Below are 18,207 nucleotides of genomic sequence, written 5' to 3' on the forward strand. Positions count from 1 at the left end.
ATTTTTTTGCCTTTTTTGCAAACATTACGATGGCAGGCCAACTGCTTTCTTAACTTTCATGCCCAGAAAGAAATTAATCTATACTTTAGAATTTCCTTATCACATTACAAATAGATCAAACAATCAGGAGTTCTTTTATATAAAATCAGAAGATCTCTGGCCAATTTTTATCGCGTGTTTAGAACAATTAAAAGTGCAATTCCAATGCGAAATACATGCATTCGTTTTAATGTCCAACCATTATCATCTTTTAATCAGCACTCCCAATGGCAATATTGGAGAGGCAATGAAATATCTTCATCGAGAAGTAGCTCGCAAAGCCAACAAAGAAAGCAAACGTATCAATCACTTCTTTGGAGGTCGTTACAAATGGACCGTTGTCGCTTCCGAAAATTATTACTGGAATGCCATGAAATATATATTTAGAAATCCGGTACGTGCAGGCATGTGCGCAAGTGTAACTAACTATAAATTCTCATCTTTAAACTCGCCCATACAAAAAGATTTTTGGAAGCTAACCGATCACTTTAACAATCGAGAAGTTCCGGTACAGCTAGATTTAGAATGGCTTGATGAAAACTATGAAAAAGAAGCAGAAGAAAATATTCGGCTAGCCCTTCGCCGTCGAGAATTCAAACCTCCTCGTAGCGGCAGTGGGCGCGGCAACCTTTTAGATGTGCCGCGTATCAAAAAGGGAACTGTTACCCCAGGCCTACCTAACTTTGGCTGCTAATAGATCTGGGTAGATTAACATGCCTACTGGTTGCAGTGGTTTTGTCGAAGTTTTATCTAACACCACTAACATTTGGATTCTGAATTGTTCCATTAAAAACAAGGCTTTTTCAGCTAGTTCTGAAGCATCAATCGTTTTCGGATTGTGCGACATCACGTCTTTAGCCAAAGCTTGAAATGGATTTTGATTTTTTTCTAAGAAACGACGGATATCACCATCTGTGATAATGCCGACTAAGTTTTGATCAGTATCAATCACCCCCGCTGCTCCGCGAACACTTTGATGAGTCATCTTCGTTAAGATTTCTTTCATCGTTGTATCAGGAGTAACAAACGGTAACGCCGCCCCTGTTTTCATCACGTCTTTTACTTTTAAAAGCTTTGCCCCCAAAGAGCCCGCCGGATGAAATTCAGCGAAGTTTTCAGATTTAAAACCACGCATTTCTAACACCGCCATAGCTAAAGCATCACCCATTGCCAGCATCGCTGTCGATGAAGATGTCGGAGCTAAGTTTAACGGACACGCTTCACGTTCAACAGCGACACTGATCATTACTGTTGCCGCTTGTGCTAATGAACTTTCTGGTTTTCCGGTCATGGCGATCATTTTGATATCACGACGAGAAATAAAATTAAGAACATGATTTAATTCAACAGTTTCACCGCCGTATGATAACGCGATCACAAGATCTTGATCACCAATCACGCCTAAATCACCGTGGCTTGATTCAGCTGGGTGTAAGTATAACGCCGGAGTTCCAGTGCTCGAAAACGTTGAAGCAATCTTACGGGCGATTTGGCCTGATTTACCAATACCTGTCACAACAACTTTACCTTTGCAGGCTAAAATCATTTCAACAGCTTTTTCAAAATCGCCGTTAATTTTAGGAACTAAATTTAAAATGCTTTCGGCCTCTAGCTTTAAAACATTTTGGCCACGTTCAGTAATTTTAGACATATTATCTGCGCTTTCCACTGCTCGCTTTAACGAAAGCGGCAAATAATGGATGTGGATCTAATGGCTTAGATTTAAATTCCGGATGGAATTGCACACCGATAAACCATGGGTGATTCGCATTTTCGATAATTTCAATTAAATTACGGTCTGGATTAATTCCCGTCGCACGTAAACCATTTTTGTAAAATAAATCTAAGTATTTATTATTAAATTCAAAACGGTGACGGTGACGTTCTTGAACAACATTTTTCTTGTACACACGGTTCGCTAATGACTTAGGAAATAACTTACAAGCAAAAGATCCTAAGCGCATTGTGCCGCCTAAATCTTTAATGCCACGCTGTTCAACCATAGAATCGATGATCACGTTACCACCACGAGCCCCTTCGCCGATAAACTCGCGCGAAGTGGCATCATGTAAACCACAAACGTTACGAGCGAATTCAATCGCCGCTAATTGCATACCGAAACAAATACCGAAGAAAGGAACTTTCTTTTCACGGGCATATTGAATCGCTGTGATTTTACCTTCAACACCACGAGTACCAAATCCACCAGGAACTAAAATTCCAGATACATCGCCTAATTCTGATTTAACATTTTTAGCAGTTAACTTCTCTGAATCAACGTACTTAATATCTAGTTTCACTTGATTAGCTAAACCACCGTGGATTAATGATTCATGTAATGATTTGTACGATTCTTTAAGATCCACATACTTACCCACAACTGCAATTTTAACAGTCGCTTTAGGGTTATTTTGAATCTTAACGATTTTCTGCCAACCAGTGACATCAGCTTTAGTTTTCTTTAAGGCTAATTTAGCACAAACTAATTCATCTAATTTTTCAGAGTACAGTTTAATTGGAACTTCAAAGATCGATTTAGAATCCTGTGCTGAAATCACATGATCTTTATTGATCGAGCAGAATAAACCAATTTTAGCCTTTAAGTTTTCATCAATTTCTTTTTCACTACGGCAAACTAAGAAATCCGGTTGTAAACCGATTTGACGTAATTCTTTCACCGAGTGCTGCGTAGGTTTTGATTTTAATTCACCAGCAACGGCAATATACGGAACATACGTTACGTGAATTAATGCTGTATTGGCTTCGCCTAAATCTAAACGTAACTGACGAATAGCTTCAAAGAAAGGCTGCGCTTCGATATCGCCCACAGTTCCACCGATTTCAACAATCGCAATTTCACTGCCTTGAGCCGCTTCGTAAGCACGAGATTTAATTTCATCAGTGATGTGCGGAATAACCTGAACAGTTCCACCTAAGTAATCACCTTTACGTTCACGCGTAATCACCGAATCATAAATCTGACCGGCACTCACTGAGTTAGCACGTTGTAAAGTCACATTTGTAAAACGCTCGTAGTGACCTAAATCTAAATCAGTCTCAGCTCCATCATCTGTTACAAACACTTCACCGTGTTGTAATGGAGACATTGTACCTGGATCGACGTTTAAGTACGGATCAAATTTCATGATCGTTACTTTAAAACCGCGTGACTCTAATAATGAGCCAAGACTGGCTGCTGTTAAACCTTTACCGATCGAAGAAACAACCCCACCGGTTACAAAGATAAATTTTTGGTTTCGTTTTTTTGCTTTTGTCATTTTCATATACGTATCCCCTTACGACAGCATTTTCTCTAGCTTGGCCAAATCTTCTGGTGTATCCACTCCTTGGATTGGCTTTTTCACTGATAGCACTTTAATCTTCGCTCCCAAATGCAAGGCGCGAAGCTGTTCTAAACTTTCAGCCTTTTCAATAGCCGATTGTTCAGAAGTACAAAATTTATTTAAAAAGTTTTTTGAATAACCATACAAACCAATATGTTTTTCACACACCGGAGTGCCAGCTACTTTCTCTCGTGAATAAGGAATCGCAAAGCGTGAAAAATAAATCGCTTCGTGATTCGCATTCTTAATCACCTTAACCGCATTTAGATTTTCAATATCTTCTAAAGCGATCGGATGAGCCAATGTCGCCATATCTAATGACGGCTGGTCAATAAAAGCCTTAGCCAAAAGATCAATATATTCAGCGGTAATTTGTGGTTCATCACCTTGGATGTTTAACACCACATCGAAATCTAATTTTTGAGTAGCTTCGTAAATGCGATCAGTTCCCGTCGGGCATTCTGATCGGGTCATAAGAAATTTTCCACCGGCTGCTGTTACAGCGTCTGCAATTCTTTGGTCGTCGGTGGCGACATAAATATCTGAGACTAATTTTGCAGACTTTGCTCCCTCGATAACCCATTGAATAAGTGGCTTATCTTTTAGTTGAACCAGGGGCTTACCCGGAAATCGCGTTGAACCATAGCGCGCCGGTATGACTGCAATAATTTTCATTAGCCTTTAATCCATTCCTTATAAATGTAATCTTCCATCACGTCGTAACCTTGTTCTTTGGTACTAGAGACTGGAAATAGTTTATCCGTGTGCGCGTGCTGTTTGATGGCCGCTAAACGCTCTTTTAATTCTTTTTGATTTAAACGATCGATTTTTGTCATCGCCACAACAACCGGAAGACCAACCTTATTGGCAAAACGCATAAGCATTTTTTCTTCTTCTTCCCAGTCACGGCGAACATCCATCACTAAAACTAAACCCACTAATTCATCACGTTGATCGATGTAACCTTCAATCGCCTGTGTCCATTCACGAATTTCATCACCACTGCGGGCTGCGAAACCGTATCCTGGCATATCCACTAAAACGTAACTATCGCCAAAATTGAAAAAATTGATCAAGCGAGTTTTGCCAGGCGTATTACTGACCTTAGCCACATCACTGCCGGCCAAAGCATTAATTAATGAAGATTTTCCAGCGTTGGATCTTCCAACGAAGGCGACTTCTTTCTTCTTATGTACGGGATAATCAGGGGGCAAGAAGGCACTCTTGATATAAGTGACTTTGTGCTTTTTCTTTTTCTGAACAGGCATGATCTATATTATGTCTAAATATTTAATTTCTCAAATCTTAGATTTTTTTGACCAGATTTTTAAAAAACTGGAATGCCTAAAAGCTCTACTCAAATTTAAGGCATTTTTAGCTGATTGACCTCTTGGCGCAGCCTTTGAATTAAGCCATTCACACGTTAATTAAACCGTGTTTAAGAGGGAAATTATGAAATATGCATTAGAACTACAAGATGGCTCAAATCAACGCTGGGAAATCGAAAACTATACAACCATTGGAAGCGATGATAGCTGCCCGATTCGTGTTCAAATGCCCGGCGTTTCCGGCCGTCATTTTCGCATCGAAGTGAAAAACGAAAAACTTGTCGTGCGCGATTTGATGTCGACTGAAGGCACTTTCGTTAATAGCGCTCAAATTTTAGAAAGTATTTTATCTGACGGAGACCTTATTTCTGCAGGTTATGCCGACTTCGTTGTTCATGATCTTGAGAAAGCAAAAAACCAATTTCCATTAAATTCAAAATCAGAATTCTGGAACCAACAATTACAAACTTTAGGATCTGTGGCTGAAACCAACCACCCCGTTTTATTATTAGGCCCATCGGGAACTGGCAAAGATGTGTTGGCTAAAAATTTACATGAAGCTTCTTTAAGACAGAAAGCGCCTTTTTTAAGTGTGAACTGTTCAGCCTTAACTGAAACATTAATTGAAAGTGAATTATTCGGTCACGTGCGCGGAAGTTTCACCGGCGCTATTGCAGATCGTAAAGGAGCTTTTGAAGCCGCTCGTGGTGGCACTTTATTCTTAGACGAAATCGGTGACTTATCTTACGGCCTACAAGCTAAACTTTTACGTGCGATTGAAAACGCCGAGATTCGCCCGGTGGGTTCTGACCGTACGATTAAAACCGATGTACGTATCATTGCAGCCACTCACCAAAATATTATTCAAAAAATCGAAGAAGGCACATTTCGTTCAGATTTATACTATCGTTTAAATGTCATTACTGTCACAGTTCCGCGTTTAAAAGATCGCATTGAAGACTTTGACGAATTACTTTTTTCATTCGCACGGCAAATGAAGGTTCGTTTTTCTTACAATGCTATCGCGCGCTTACGCAAACATGATTGGCCAGGTAATATTCGTGAATTAAAAAACTTAGTGGCGCGTGCTTCGGCCTTATATCCGAAAGCTTATATCACCGAAGAACATATCGATATTTTATTAAATAAACGTGATCGTTTGTCATCTGTGACAACTGTCAACCCAGGTGTAACCGATGGCAGATATGTTATTCCGCAATCAGTCGGTACGCAGTCATTATCGGTCATTCGCGAGATCGAAAAACAAATGATTATGAAAAGATTAGCTGCCAATCACGGTAATCAAAAATTAACGGCACTTGATTTGGGAATGCCGAAATCAACATTACATGATCGTATTAAAAGTTACGGCATTGATGTGAAACAGTTTAAGGCGTAGTCGCAAAAACAAGCCTACGGCTTGATGACGAAATTCTTATAATAAACTTTGCGGATTTGGCCGTCGGTTAAATTCGCATTGATTTTGGCTAAGATCGCTTCACTTAACTCTTGTTTGCCAGTAGCTGTTTCAAGAGCGTCGTAAGAAAAATCTTCAGTCACACGTAAAATCAAATCACGAAATTCAGCTTCGCGGTCTTTAATTTCAACAATGGGATCGTTTGAAACCCCGTGAATCACAATTTCAAAAGAAATCATGGGATTATTTGAAGAACTTTCTGAAGGGCGTAAATTCGCTGTCATTTTAACTAACGACATCACGTTTTTAGAAAAACGAACATTATCGTAATAAGGTTCTACTTTCTCTAACATGTCGTAATCATGTGGCTGCACACCAAGATCTGCGTACGATGTTAAAAATAGCTTTGTTTCGCCATGCCAGAAGTGTGCTTTGTATAATTTAAAAATACCAAAACCAAGCCCTGCAAAAACCAGCCAAAAACCGATCGCTTGTTTCGGGTACTTATGAACCATCACGGGTTTTAAAATCAATCCCAAGAATGGGGATTGCATGAGTCTCGCACTAAATAGTGAGCCGTAGAATTTTTTTAAACCTGTTGCCGCTTGGGCCGTGGAAGATCCCGGTAACGAGTCATCAACAGCCGCATTCTCAATGCTGATATCGCCCACGTTTTTCATGAACTCTGGGTCTTCTTCTTTTAAAACTTCTTCCAGAAACTGTAGATTTTCGGCTGACTTTTGTTCGTCTTCGGCCTCGAGGTGTTTCTCAAATTTTAGTTTAAAAATATCCAGCATGTCTCATAGATTACATTTGGATCTTTTCAAAAGCCAGCAACCCTCTAACCTTCGTCCAGAAAAATGAAAAACCAAGGCATGATGCCCCTAGATATTTTAAGATAATAGAGTATGAAAAACTCATTATTATTGGGCTGTATTGTCGTTGGATTACTATCACTTTCTTCATGCGCTGGCTGGTTAAGAACGGCTTCGCGTCCTGAACTGGCTGAAACTGAAAAAGAGCGCGTAAGCCGCCAAACAGAAAAAGCTGATCCAACTAAAGATCCCGATAAATTATCTGATAAAGACTTAGAAAAATATGCTTATGAACTGGGTTTAGACCCTAAAAAACCATTAACTGAAACTGAACAAAAAGAAGTGATGAACCGCAGACGTCTTCGTCAACTTGAGCGTAATTTGGATTCTCCGAAAGAGCGTGTGAATTATTCGAAAGTTTTACCACTTTTTGCCAATGACCAAGAAAAAATTGATTATTTATCGATTCCCTCTTTAGAAGGTCGCCAAGCTTGGGTAAATCGCAATAAACTTTGGAACCGTGATAAAACAAATCCAGATCTTATGGCGGTGGCCGAAGCCCAAGATATCACTTTAGGAATGTCGCAAGAATTAGTGCGTAAAAGCTGGGGCGAACCAACGCAAGTTGAACACAGCGGTAATCCGATTTACAAAAATGAACGCTGGAAATATGTTCGCGATCTTCCCACAACAAGCGGTTACAAACGTGAACGCCGTTACGTTTATTTCGAAGGCGGCCGCGTAGTTGGCTGGGAGACGGAATAATACCGACCGCTGCGCTGGTTGGCTTTCCTAGCCAGCCTTTCTGACGGCTTCCTGCCGTCAGAGTATTAGTGAGCTTGATCCCAGTTTGCGCCGATCGATGAGTTTACTTTTAGTGGCACTTTGAATTTCGCTACATTTTCCATGATCACACGAATGCGGGCTGCATTCATCTCTAACACTTCTGGAAGACCTTCAAAGATCAACTCATCGTGCACTTGCAATAAAAGATTAACTTCGATTTTATCCTGCACAACCGCACGTTGCACATCAATCATTGCCATCTTCATTAAATCACTGGCTGTACCTTGAATAGGCGCATTGATCGCAGCACGTTCACCGAATTTTTTAACCATGGCATTTGTTGAATCAAGTTCAGTTAAATAACGGCGGCGGCCAAATAACGTTTCGACGTATTTTTTCTGATGGGCTTCTTCAATCGTGTTTTCGATATAATCTTTAATGCCGCTGAATTTTTTAAAATAACGATCAATAATATCTTTTGATTCGGTACGTGAAATACCTAGTGTTTCGGCTAAGCCGTAAGCCCCTTGGCCGTAGGCGATACCGAAGTTCACAGCCTTGGCGATACGACGGTGCTCTTTTGTAACAGCGTTCACTGCCACACCAAAAACTTCAGCCGCTGTTGCCGCATGGATATCTAAATCTTCTTGGAAAGCTTTGATTAAGCCTGGGTCGTTAGAGATATGAGCTAAGACACGTAACTCGATTTGTGAATAATCCAGCGATAATAATTTCTTACCTTTTTCGGCAATAAAAGCTTGGCGCACTTTACGGCCTTTTTCAGTTTTGATCGGAATATTTTGTAAATTCGGGTCAACACTTGAAAGACGGCCTGTCGCTGTATAGGCCTGATTGAAATGCGTGTGAAGTCTGGCGTGCGCATCCACCATTTCAGGTAAGGCATCAACATACGTTGATTTTAATTTCGATAACTCGCGATAGCTCATTAATAACTGGGCGATCGGATGATTTAGTTTTTCTAAAACTTCGTTATCTGTTGAATAACCGGTTTTAGTTTTTTTAATCACTTCTAAACCTAAGCGTTCGAATAAAATAACACCTAACTGTTTAGGTGAACCGATATTAAATTTTTCACCCGCGATACCGTGAATTTCTGTTTCTAGTTTACTTAAGTCGTCTGCTAATTCTTTAGAGAAAACAGCTAGTTCGGCTGTGTCTAATTTAATCCCCGTTTTTTCCATGGCGTACAAAATCGGAATTAACGGCTTCTCTAATTTTTCATAAATCGTCAGTAAATCTTTTTCGCGAATTTCTTTTTGCACAACGATTGATAGCTGCACCAAAGCATCCACCAGTTTTACGATATCTACCGGTTGCTTAGCTTCTGGTTTTAAATCGACATCTAAGAAATCTTTGACCACTTCAACCGGATCAAGCATGTCTTGTGATTTTAAGCAGTACGCCAAAAGCATCATGTCCCAGTCGATCTGTGCTGTTAAAGCGTCTTCAACTGTTAAGTTAAGATCAGCCCATACTTTTTTAATATCAAAACCTGACCACGTTAAATTTTTGTAATCAAGTTTGGCGTCGGCCACTGGAGCAATAAAATAATCAAAATTATTAAAGCAGATGCAGATTTGTTCGTTCGCTGTAAAAGTAAAAAACTTTTCGTTTTTAATACGATGTTGAACAATTGTTGCATCCCAAGTTTGCGCTTTTAATTCACCAGCTACGCTGCTGTTTGAAGAAACTGTTGGGCCTGGCGCTGCAGGAGTTGCAAATTTCGGTTCAGCTCCTGAGATCTTATGGCCATCACCTTTTTTCATATTGGTTTGGCCATCACCCAGAAGAGTTTTCTCGAAAGTTTTAAAATTTAAATCCTGTAAGAACGCGCGCAGCTCTTCAGTTTTAAAATCACGAACGATGTAATCATCCATTGTTTTTCCGGTTTTAACGTCGGTCACAATCGTCACTAATTTTTTAGAAATTAAAGCATCGTCTTTTGATTTAATTAATTTTTCTTTGACTCCCGCTGGAGCTACTTTATCGATGTTTTCGTAGATTTGTTCCAGTGTTCCGAATTGTTCGATCAGCTTTTGTGCCCCTTTAGGGCCAATACCCGCAACTCCGGGCACATGATCAGATGTATCGCCTGTAATCGCTAAGAAATCGATAAATTGATTTGGATAAACACCGTGTTTTTCTTTGACGGCATCAATTGTATAAACAAACTCTTTCATCGTGTCGTAAAGAAAAATATTTTCGTTTACTAATTGGCTGAAATCTTTATCGCCACTCACGATATAAACTTGGTAACCTTCGCCAGCAGCTTGTTTGGCGATCGTTCCGATTAAGTCATCGGCTTCATAACCGGCCACTTCGATATCAGCGATACCGAATAAATCAGCCACTTGTTTTAAGTAAGGCATTTGCACTTGTAAATCGTCAGGCATTTCAGTGCGGTTCGCTTTGTAATCTGTATAGAGATCTTTTCTAAATGACGGTTCTTTTCTGTCGTAGCAGAACACCATGTGATCAGGATTTTTTTCTTTAAACAACTTTACGATCATTGAAATAAAACCGTAAACCGCGTTGACCGGAACACCTTTTGTCGAAGACAAAGGGCGGATGGCGTAGAACGCACGAAAAAACATAGAGCTCACATCAACAAGGTAGATTTTCTTCATCCGACAAATCTAACCTTGAGCTGTGGCTATGTCATTTTAGTTATTTTTTTAAAGCGGTGAGCCTATTGTTTGATGGGTTCTACAGACTGAAGATTGCGGTGAACGCGATCAAATTGTTCATGGTTTTTTAGTTCTGTCCATGAATCGCATAAAGCATCTAATTTAAGATTTTCTGAGTATTCGCTAACCTGTTTGTTTAAAATTTGAGGATCAATTTGGCCTAATTCCATGCGACGTTTTAATTCAGATTTTGTAAGGCCTAAAACTAATGATAAGTGTTCTAATTTCATAGGACCTATATTAGAGCTTTCACTCTAACTTCTTTCAAGTCCTGCTGCTAGGCGATATTTTTAGCTTAAATTTTACTCAGGGAATACGAAAATAAGGTCATGATCGCCCACCAGATCCATTTTATCGCGGGCTTGGCGTTCGATGAACGTTGTGTCAGTAGCTTGGCTGATTTGTTTATCGATCACGCGCATCTGCGCTTTGGCTTCTAAGGATTGGCTTACGATCGTGCTTTGATCACGGTACAAACCCCACAATTTCCAAAGCGTTCCATTCAAAAAAAGTGTCGCGATTAATACCATTACACACGTAAAAAAAACTTTTTGTGGTTGGCTTAACCATCTTTGAATTGCGAAGGCCATGTTGCGTAGTTGATCCATGCAACTAGTTTCTATTTTTTTACGATTTTTGGGTACGGCTGATAGTCTAGTTTTGTAAACGAAATTTCTATTGAGAGAAACGCGTCTTCAAATCATCTAAACGAAACTCTGTCAGAAGCGCTGCTAGGCGCTCTTTCGCCTGACGAACTTGATGGTTTTTATCTGGATTGTTGTGTTTTGAAGCCACGATCAATTCGTTTTTCATCGAATGTTCAAAACCCACAAGCTCAGTCACTGTTACATCATAACCTGCAGCGGTTAGCTCTAACACACGAAGTACGTTTGTTAAATGCGAACCAAATTCACGCGTGTGAATCGGTTGACGAAATAACTCTGACATTGGATTTGCTAAAAGTTTTGCTTTATTTGAACGTAAATGAGTCGCTACTTCAGCTTGGCAGCACGGCACAAGCACGATGTGTTTGGCGTTCTTTGCTAAAGCGAAATGAATTGCATCATCAGTCGCCGTGTCGCAAGCGTGTAACGCTGTTACGATTTCTACCGATTCAGGTAACTTTTTAGTTGTGATTGAATCAGCCACTGTTAAATGAAGAAAATCCATGTGCGGGAAATTTAATTTATCCGCTTGCTCTTTGGATTTTTTAACTAGCTCTTCACGGAACTCGATACCGAAAACTTTATTCGGCATCGATAACGATTTAAAGAATAAATCGTAGATAATAAATCCTAAATAAGACTTACCCGCCCCGTGATCGACTAAATTAATTTGTTGCGCATTTTCTTTAAGGTCTTTTAATAACGGCTCAATGAAATGATACAGATGATAAACTTGTTTAAGCTTACGACGCGAATCCTGGTTCAGCTTTCCGTCGCGAGTCAGGATATGAAGCTCTTTTAAAAGCTCAATCGACTGACCCGGTTTTAAATCAAGATCTAACTTCTGTGTCATCAGTTTCAGGTCCGACTAGCGAAAGCCCGCTTTATCCCAGTAAACGCCCATACCACCAAGATCTTCTTCGATTCTTAGTAATTGGTTGTACTTCGCTGTACGTTCACCACGGCATAATGAACCTGTTTTGATTTGATGGCAGTTAAGAGCCACCGCTAAATCTGCGATTGTAACATCTTCTGTTTCACCAGATCTGTGTGACATCACAGTTTTCATTTTATGGCGTTGAGCTAAGTTAACTGCTTCGAATGTTTCAGTTAATGTGCCGATTTGGTTTACTTTAACTAATAAAGCGTTCGCGGCTTTTTTCTCTAAGCCCATACGTAAACGTTTTGGGTTTGTTACGAATAAATCGTCACCTACTAATTGTACGTGGTTACCCATAGCTGCTGTTGCAGAAACCCATGAATCCCAGTCATCTTCAGAGAAACCATCTTCGATAGAAACTAATGGATATTTTTCGCTCCATTTTTTGTACACGTTTTCTAATTCTTTACCAGAGATTGTGTTTTTCTCCCAAGTGTAAGAACCGTCTTTGAATAATTCAGTCGCTGCTACGTCTAATGCTAAGAACACGTTTTGACCAGCTTCATAGCCAGCTTCACCGATCGCCATCATTAATAATTCAAGCGCTTCTTCGTTTGATTTAAGAACCGGAGCAAAACCGCCTTCATCACCAACTGCTGTTGATAAACCTTTTTTATTTAAGATTTTTTTCAATGTGTGAAAAATTTCAGAGCCAGCGCGTAAACTTTCTGCGAAAGAATTGTTTACTGTTGGAACGATCATAAATTCTTGAATATCTAAACCGTTGTTCGCATGCGCTCCACCGTTTAATACGTTCATTAAGGGAACCGGCAAACGGCAAGCTTGTGAACCACCAACGTATCTGTAAAGTGGAAGACCAGCATCTTTGGCAGCCGCTTGAGCCACAGCTAAAGAAACACCTAAGATCGCGTTTGCACCTAAGTTAGATTTATTTTCAGTGCCATCGATATCACGTAAAATTTTATCAACGTAAACTTGTTCAAATACGTTAAGACCAACGATTTCAGGAGCGATTTTTTCGCGAACGTTATCAACAGCTTTGAAAACGCCTTTACCTAAGAAACGTTTTTTATCGCCATCACGTAATTCGTAAGCTTCATGTGCGCCTGTTGATGCTCCAGATGGAACAGCGGCACGGCCCATGTTGCCTGAAGCTGTTTTAACTTCAACTTCGATAGTTGGGTTACCACGGCTGTCTAAAATTTCGCGACCTTGAACACTTACGATTTCTGACATTGCTTGTTCCTCTTGCGTGTCTGCGACACGACTTAATCCTTTTCCAATGATGTTTCTTCATCAGGTTTGTTCATTTTTTTTAAAATTTCGATACTTTCAAAAATAATTTGTGGGTATTGGCTTTTGACTAAATCCCAATCCACTTTGTGAAACATCGCCTTCATAGCTGGCGTTGCTTTTTGTCCTGCAGTTAATAACGTTACTAACTGGTGTGCACGCACCATATAATCGTGTAAACGCGCTAAGTTCTGCGCCACCTGGTGCGTAGGCTTTCTGATAAATTCAAATTGCGCAAAATCATTTGGCGAAAGCTGAACGGCTTCTAACTTATCTTTTGAAGTCCATTTTTGTTCAGCTAAACGTTGTAACTCTTCGTTACGACGTTGCAGTTCACGATTTTTTTCTTCGAGATCACGCGAGCTGATTTGTAACTGATTAATCACCTCTTGCATAAGCTGCGGAGAAACTTGGTGATGCTCTTGCTCATCTAAGATCGTGTCTTGGTAACCTGGCCAATCAAGTTCAAAATGCACTTGTGTCCAACGGCATTGCCCAGGAGTTAATCCCACATAAATTGGCAGCGCTTCGAACGCGGCTTTTAGATAAGTTGTAACAAGTGGATACTGTTCTGCTGGAAGTGGAATATCAAAACTGATTCCCGCATCAGTGCGAATTACATTTTCAATCGGTGGTTCTGGAGAAATAAAATAACCTAAGAACTTTTCCGGTTGATGAAAAATTTCTTGCGGACGAGGCATCATGCGAAGAACCGAATCAAGCACACCCCACACACGCAGTTTTGGTGTTAAGTGGCCGGCACGTTCGATTTGTTCTTGCTTCGTGATGATACGTTCTAAGAACGCTTCCATATCGGGAGCGTACATCCAGTTTGAAGGATCTTTTAAAAAATCCCACGGGATGTCGGACTCTGAAAAATACGCATTCAGATCAACCTTTTCGGTTTCCAAATAAGTCAAAATTGAATTCGTAATTTTACAGCTAAAATGCACCGAGAAAAGTTAGCTGTCCCCTCTAAGAGATTCAACCTTTTATAGAGTGCAAAAGCAAGAAAAGTGCGATTATTAAGGTTTCGTGTTCATCGTATCGGTCACAGAGTTCCAAACTCGGTTCAAATCTGACCAATTTGCATTGATTTGTGGCTGAATTTCGAGCGCTTTGTACAGCAAAACCAAGCCAGACAGCTCATTGCCGTTTCCGTGAACAAGTACAACTGACCCATTTTTAATCTTTTGCCCTTTGCCTAACCACGCATTTGAGCCCAATGGCACAAGACCCCAGGCTTTAAGTTGGCTAATCAGCTTGTCGCTAGAAATCAATCCCGGAAAACGAAAGAACACCGAAGGAACGAGTCCTTGGCTTAACATCACTAGTTCGTTGCCTAAAACTTCGCGGGTAAAATCAACACCTGGCGATAATAAGAAATTTTCTTCGATGCCTTTGGTTTTATCGTACGGATGAGTTAATGAGTGGTTCACCCATGTGATTTTAATTTTTTTCTGATCTTGCAGTTGCAATAAATAAACGAATTCATCGTGGTGATTTTTAATCCAGTAACCTGAAACGGCTAACGCCACCGGAACATTTGTCATGTAGCCGCTTTGAATTTTTTCAAAAATTTCAGTCTGTAACTTTTTAGATGACGGGCATAAATCAACCGTTAAAAACTTTTCTGTTGTTTGCTCTTTAGCTTTTTGAATTCCCGCACCCGCTGTCGGTGATGGCACAATCGTAGCTTCAGTTAAAAGATCGGCGTATTTTGTGTTATCTGCCGCTTGAAAGGTGCGGCAGTCTTGAAGACATTTTTGCGGAACTAGCGCTGTTTGCAAAGTTTTGCTGTTTACAACCCAGTTAAATAATTCACCACGCATTTTAAAACTACGAAGGCTAACCACGTCGGTTGAATTTCCTTTCGGATCAACGTGCGTGCATGAATTCATGGTGACTTGGTATGAGGCTTTATCGAAGTCGTTACCCGTCACTAAAAAGCGGTTGGTGATCGGTGTACAGTCAGCAGCGTAAGCCATTGAAGTTAATAATAAAGCACTTAGAAATGAGGTTATAAAAGTCATCTTTTTCACAAGGTTTTACAGAGCAAGGGAGCTTCCAGCTTAGAGAGCAATTTAAGCGGTTTTAACGGCTAAAAACTGTCTAATTGTTTTATACCCCGCCGCTTGTGGCTGACACCCCTAAACAGGCCCCACTTGTGTTCTTAGGTAAATTGAAATAGCTTTGTCTTGCATGAACATGATCGCTTTTTTATTTTCATTTATCGTAGCAGTAAGTGCTTTTGCTGGTGAAATTCCTGCAGGCTGCACAGCTTCACCTAATTTTTCGGCTGAAGCTTACACGGTGTGGGCGTCTAACGGTGTTCAACAAAACGCGAGCAAAGAAAGTGTCGATAGCCCTGCGATTCCGGTTGGTCAAAGAGTGGAATTACAACTTCTTCCCACTCCTGAAAATGAGTTCAGTGGTTATGTAAAATTTGAAATTCCTGTTTCTGGCACTTATGTGATTGCCACTGATGCTTACCCACGTATGAATTTAACGGATCTTGCAAACGGTGAAAATTTAGATCCTGTTGATTTTGGAAAAATCAGCGATTGCGGAACTGTGAGTAAGGCTTTGCGTTTTGAATTTAATGAGCCTCGCCAAATTCTTTTAGAATTTGTGAGTCGTAAAAGTGCTGTCTTGAATTTCTTAATTTGGCGTTTGAATTAAAAAGCCAGGCACTACCCGGCTTTTTTAACTTTTTGAAATTTCGATAACGGAAAGTTGATCTTGTTATCAATAATCTCTTGATAGAATGACGGCACATTACCTGTTGGTTCGATACCACCAATTAACTTTCCATCCGCTGCACGTGTTAGATTTTGAATTTCAAAAATCGGCACAACGATATACTTACCTTCTTCATCGATACCACGCACTTCAGAAATCGCCCCGATTTTACGAGAACCATCTGAATAACGAGAAATCTGAACGATAATTTCAATCGCTGAAGCCACTTGTGATGTTAACGCTTTTTCTGAAAGTTTCGCGTCACCGCTGGCCGCTAAGGCTTCAAGACGAATGATCGCATCTTCAGGTGAATTGGCATGCACCGTACCCATTGAACCTTTGTGACCTGTATTCATGGCATTAATTAACTCTAAGGCTTCGCTTGAACGAACCTCACCCACGATAATACGATCTGGACGAAGACGTAGCGCTGATTTTAATAAATCTTTAATCGTCACTTCGCCTTTACCCATAAGATCGGCTTGGCGAGTTTCAAAACGCACAACGTGTTCGTATTCAACTTGTAACTCTGATGAGTCTTCGATGATTAATACGCGTTGCCCCGCTGGAATACGTGAACACATTAGCGATAGTAATGTGGTTTTACCTGAACCGGTACCACCACTCACTACGATATTTTTTCCTAAGAACATGCACAGATCGATGAACTGCCATGCATCCGGAGAAATTGTTCCGTATTTGATATAATCATTCGGCGTGATTTTCGACGCCGTGAATTTACGAATAGAAATAACCGTCCCTTGACGAGAGATCGGCGGAAGAACCGCAGCAATACGCGATCCACTGGCTGGAGAGCCTTCGATAATCGGAAGACGCGCATCTAAGCGTGGTTCTTCTTTATTGATACGACGGCCAACGGATTGGGCGATTGAATTGATCGCCGCTTGTAAATTATCTTCATCCGGAAACTTAGCCGGAGTTAATTCTAATTTACCTTTTCTTTCGACGAAAATTTGATTGGGTCCATTGATAAGAACTTCTGACACTCCTGGATCAGCTAAATACTCTTCAACGGGCCCTAAAGCCCGTTGAATTACTTCTTTAAAATTTGAGTTATCGTCAGAAGCCATTTCTTTTACCTATTTTAGTGAATCATCACCGTTAAAAAAGCTATTGTCTGTAGGGAGGGACGATGCTTTAACTTGATTTTCAACTTTTTCCTGAGTTTTTTGCGCAGGAGTTTTTTCAGAAGCTATTTTTCTTACCGTATCTGGTGTGATCACCACTTTACCTGAGAAACCTGTTTCAGGGCTTTGGAAAGAATAAACACCTTCGATTTTTGGTTGGATCGTAAATGTTTTAATGTTTCCGTAAACTGTGTTGTGTGATTGCGAAAATGCATCCATCACGAAACTAACGTTTTTCTCTTTAAGATTTAAATTCACCACGTGAATTTTATAAACGTCATTCTTTTTTAAATGGATCATTTCTGGCACGAAGCCTTTTTCAGTTTGTAACACCACGATTTCCTGAGAGGGCTCAACCGGGTTTACAACTTTTTTCAACGCTTCTAAAATATCTGCATCAGTTGCCTTTGCAGGTTCTAAATTTGTTGAAGCCGGCATTCTTTGGTTTTCAATACGGTTGAAATCCGTTTGACGGCGAGTTAAATCGATATTCCAGTCAGCGTGAACTTTGACTTGCATGAAGAAGAATAACGAAAATAAAAAAGCTTTCATAAAAGTTTTAGCGTCCACCGCTGCTGGTTTTCTAGTGTAGTTCTTTGCGGTCTTGAAATTCGCTGAATTCACGAGCCACCTCCAGTGCCACGAACGAAACAGATTTTTGATCCATTCCTAATAACGTTTCGATAATTTTTTTACGATCACCAGAACATGAGTTAATCGAGTGGCAGATATTGTGAACTTGTCTTGGATTAGCGTTCATTTCGCCGTTAATCTTTTCCCAGTCCGCTTGCAATACAGGATCAATCGCGCCAATTGAATAAAGTGCGTCGAATACTGCTTGTAAATCGCCTTGAATAAACATGTTGTAACCTCCTGGTAGTCGTTTTTGGCATCATCAGTGATGCACAATAAACCTATCGGAGGGTTGTTAAGAGAACTTGAGTCGTTATGAGACAATTTGAAACAATCTGGTTCAATGTCGGGGAGATGATTTACGCCTAAAAAAGAAAGGGCGCTTGGT

Annotated in this window: 19 protein-coding genes; 4 read left to right on the plus strand and 15 right to left on the minus strand. The window is 40.3% G+C overall.

Annotated features, from left to right (window positions below; all coding sequences use genetic code 11):
* Positions 1-58 precede the first annotated feature (58 nt).
* Positions 59-733, plus strand: a complete 675-nt coding sequence (locus ACKWCF_RS13085; RefSeq protein ID WP_409478041.1) for a transposase — start codon at positions 59-61, stop codon at positions 731-733.
* Here the strand turns inward: ACKWCF_RS13085 and ACKWCF_RS13090 are convergent.
* The 4 genes from ACKWCF_RS13090 to yihA are packed head-to-tail and all read right to left on the minus strand — an operon-like array spanning position 713 to position 4,651.
* Complete coding sequence (locus tag ACKWCF_RS13090) at positions 713-1,690, minus strand: SIS domain-containing protein (RefSeq protein WP_409478042.1); 978 nt, start codon at positions 1,688-1,690, stop codon at positions 713-715. The two genes, ACKWCF_RS13085 and ACKWCF_RS13090, sit on opposite strands and share 21 nt — an antisense overlap.
* Before the next feature lies 1 nt (position 1,691).
* On the minus strand, positions 1,692-3,323 hold the full coding sequence (locus ACKWCF_RS13095; RefSeq protein WP_409478043.1) for a CTP synthase: 1,632 nt from the start codon (positions 3,321-3,323) through the stop codon (positions 1,692-1,694).
* Between the two features lie 12 nt (positions 3,324-3,335).
* Complete coding sequence (gene kdsB, locus ACKWCF_RS13100) at positions 3,336-4,058, minus strand: 3-deoxy-manno-octulosonate cytidylyltransferase (RefSeq protein ID WP_409478044.1); 723 nt, start codon at positions 4,056-4,058, stop codon at positions 3,336-3,338.
* Positions 4,058-4,651 carry a ribosome biogenesis GTP-binding protein YihA/YsxC gene (yihA, locus tag ACKWCF_RS13105; protein WP_409478045.1) on the minus strand — a complete coding sequence of 198 codons (594 nt, stop codon included), beginning with the start codon at positions 4,649-4,651 and terminating at the stop codon, positions 4,058-4,060. The genes kdsB and yihA overlap by 1 nt, the downstream gene beginning before the upstream one ends.
* A 184-nt stretch (positions 4,652-4,835) precedes the next feature.
* Here yihA and ACKWCF_RS13110 point away from each other — a divergent pair, with 184 nt between their 5' ends.
* Complete coding sequence (locus ACKWCF_RS13110; protein WP_409478046.1) at positions 4,836-6,110, plus strand: sigma 54-interacting transcriptional regulator; 1,275 nt, start codon at positions 4,836-4,838, stop codon at positions 6,108-6,110.
* A 14-nt stretch (positions 6,111-6,124) separates the two neighbouring features.
* Here ACKWCF_RS13110 and ACKWCF_RS13115 read toward each other — a convergent pair whose 3' ends face one another.
* Positions 6,125-6,925, minus strand: a complete 801-nt coding sequence (locus tag ACKWCF_RS13115) for a flagellar basal body-associated FliL family protein (RefSeq protein ID WP_409478047.1) — start codon at positions 6,923-6,925, stop codon at positions 6,125-6,127.
* Positions 6,926-7,036: 111 nt separating this feature from the next.
* Between ACKWCF_RS13115 and ACKWCF_RS13120 the strand changes: the two genes are divergently transcribed.
* Positions 7,037-7,708 (plus strand): hypothetical protein, encoded by a 672-nt coding sequence (locus ACKWCF_RS13120; RefSeq protein WP_409478048.1) that lies wholly within the window; start codon positions 7,037-7,039, stop codon positions 7,706-7,708.
* A gap of 65 nt (positions 7,709-7,773) precedes the next feature.
* Here ACKWCF_RS13120 and polA read toward each other — a convergent pair whose 3' ends face one another.
* The 7 genes from polA to ACKWCF_RS13155 all read right to left on the minus strand — a co-directional run bounded on the left by polA (position 7,774) and on the right by ACKWCF_RS13155 (position 15,329).
* Positions 7,774-10,377 carry a DNA polymerase I gene (gene polA / locus ACKWCF_RS13125; RefSeq protein ID WP_409478049.1) on the minus strand — a complete coding sequence of 868 codons (2,604 nt, stop codon included), beginning with the start codon at positions 10,375-10,377 and terminating at the stop codon, positions 7,774-7,776.
* A 62-nt stretch (positions 10,378-10,439) separates the two neighbouring features.
* The gene (locus ACKWCF_RS13130) at positions 10,440-10,667 is read right to left on the minus strand and encodes a hypothetical protein (RefSeq protein ID WP_409478050.1); all 228 of its coding nucleotides are present in this window, start codon (positions 10,665-10,667) and stop codon (positions 10,440-10,442) included.
* A 72-nt stretch (positions 10,668-10,739) separates the two neighbouring features.
* Positions 10,740-11,045 carry a septum formation initiator family protein gene (locus ACKWCF_RS13135; protein WP_409478051.1) on the minus strand — a complete coding sequence of 102 codons (306 nt, stop codon included), beginning with the start codon at positions 11,043-11,045 and terminating at the stop codon, positions 10,740-10,742.
* 67 nt (positions 11,046-11,112) lie between these two features.
* Positions 11,113-11,955, minus strand: coding sequence for a class I SAM-dependent methyltransferase (locus tag ACKWCF_RS13140; RefSeq protein WP_409478052.1), 843 nt, complete (start codon positions 11,953-11,955; stop codon positions 11,113-11,115).
* 15 nt (positions 11,956-11,970) lie between these two features.
* Positions 11,971-13,239 (minus strand): phosphopyruvate hydratase, encoded by a 1,269-nt coding sequence (eno, locus tag ACKWCF_RS13145; RefSeq protein WP_409478053.1) that lies wholly within the window; start codon positions 13,237-13,239, stop codon positions 11,971-11,973.
* 32 nt (positions 13,240-13,271) lie between these two features.
* On the minus strand, positions 13,272-14,207 hold the full coding sequence (locus ACKWCF_RS13150) for a hypothetical protein (protein WP_409478054.1): 936 nt from the start codon (positions 14,205-14,207) through the stop codon (positions 13,272-13,274).
* A 114-nt stretch (positions 14,208-14,321) separates the two neighbouring features.
* Positions 14,322-15,329: a hypothetical protein gene (locus tag ACKWCF_RS13155; protein WP_409478055.1), complete on the minus strand. Its 1,008-nt coding sequence runs from the start codon at positions 15,327-15,329 to the stop codon at positions 14,322-14,324.
* 169 nt (positions 15,330-15,498) lie between these two features.
* Here ACKWCF_RS13155 and ACKWCF_RS13160 point away from each other — a divergent pair, with 169 nt between their 5' ends.
* Positions 15,499-15,978, plus strand: a complete 480-nt coding sequence (locus tag ACKWCF_RS13160) for a hypothetical protein (RefSeq protein WP_409478056.1) — start codon at positions 15,499-15,501, stop codon at positions 15,976-15,978.
* An 11-nt stretch (positions 15,979-15,989) separates the two neighbouring features.
* Here ACKWCF_RS13160 and ACKWCF_RS13165 read toward each other — a convergent pair whose 3' ends face one another.
* From ACKWCF_RS13165 to ACKWCF_RS13175, 3 genes are read right to left on the minus strand one after another with little or no spacing between them, the layout of a single operon-like run.
* A complete protein-coding gene (locus ACKWCF_RS13165) occupies positions 15,990-17,129 on the minus strand; it encodes a CpaF family protein (RefSeq protein WP_409478057.1) in 1,140 nt (379 codons plus the stop codon).
* 9 nt (positions 17,130-17,138) lie between these two features.
* Positions 17,139-17,810: a cupredoxin domain-containing protein gene (locus ACKWCF_RS13170; RefSeq protein WP_409478058.1), complete on the minus strand. Its 672-nt coding sequence runs from the start codon at positions 17,808-17,810 to the stop codon at positions 17,139-17,141.
* Positions 17,770-18,048 carry a cytochrome gene (locus ACKWCF_RS13175; RefSeq protein ID WP_409478059.1) on the minus strand — a complete coding sequence of 93 codons (279 nt, stop codon included), beginning with the start codon at positions 18,046-18,048 and terminating at the stop codon, positions 17,770-17,772. The genes ACKWCF_RS13170 and ACKWCF_RS13175 overlap by 41 nt, the downstream gene beginning before the upstream one ends.
* Positions 18,049-18,207 lie beyond the last annotated feature (159 nt).

This window comes from Pseudobdellovibrio sp. HCB154 (assembly GCF_046267985.1).
Lineage (GTDB): Bacteria > Bdellovibrionota > Bdellovibrionia > Bdellovibrionales > Bdellovibrionaceae > Pseudobdellovibrio.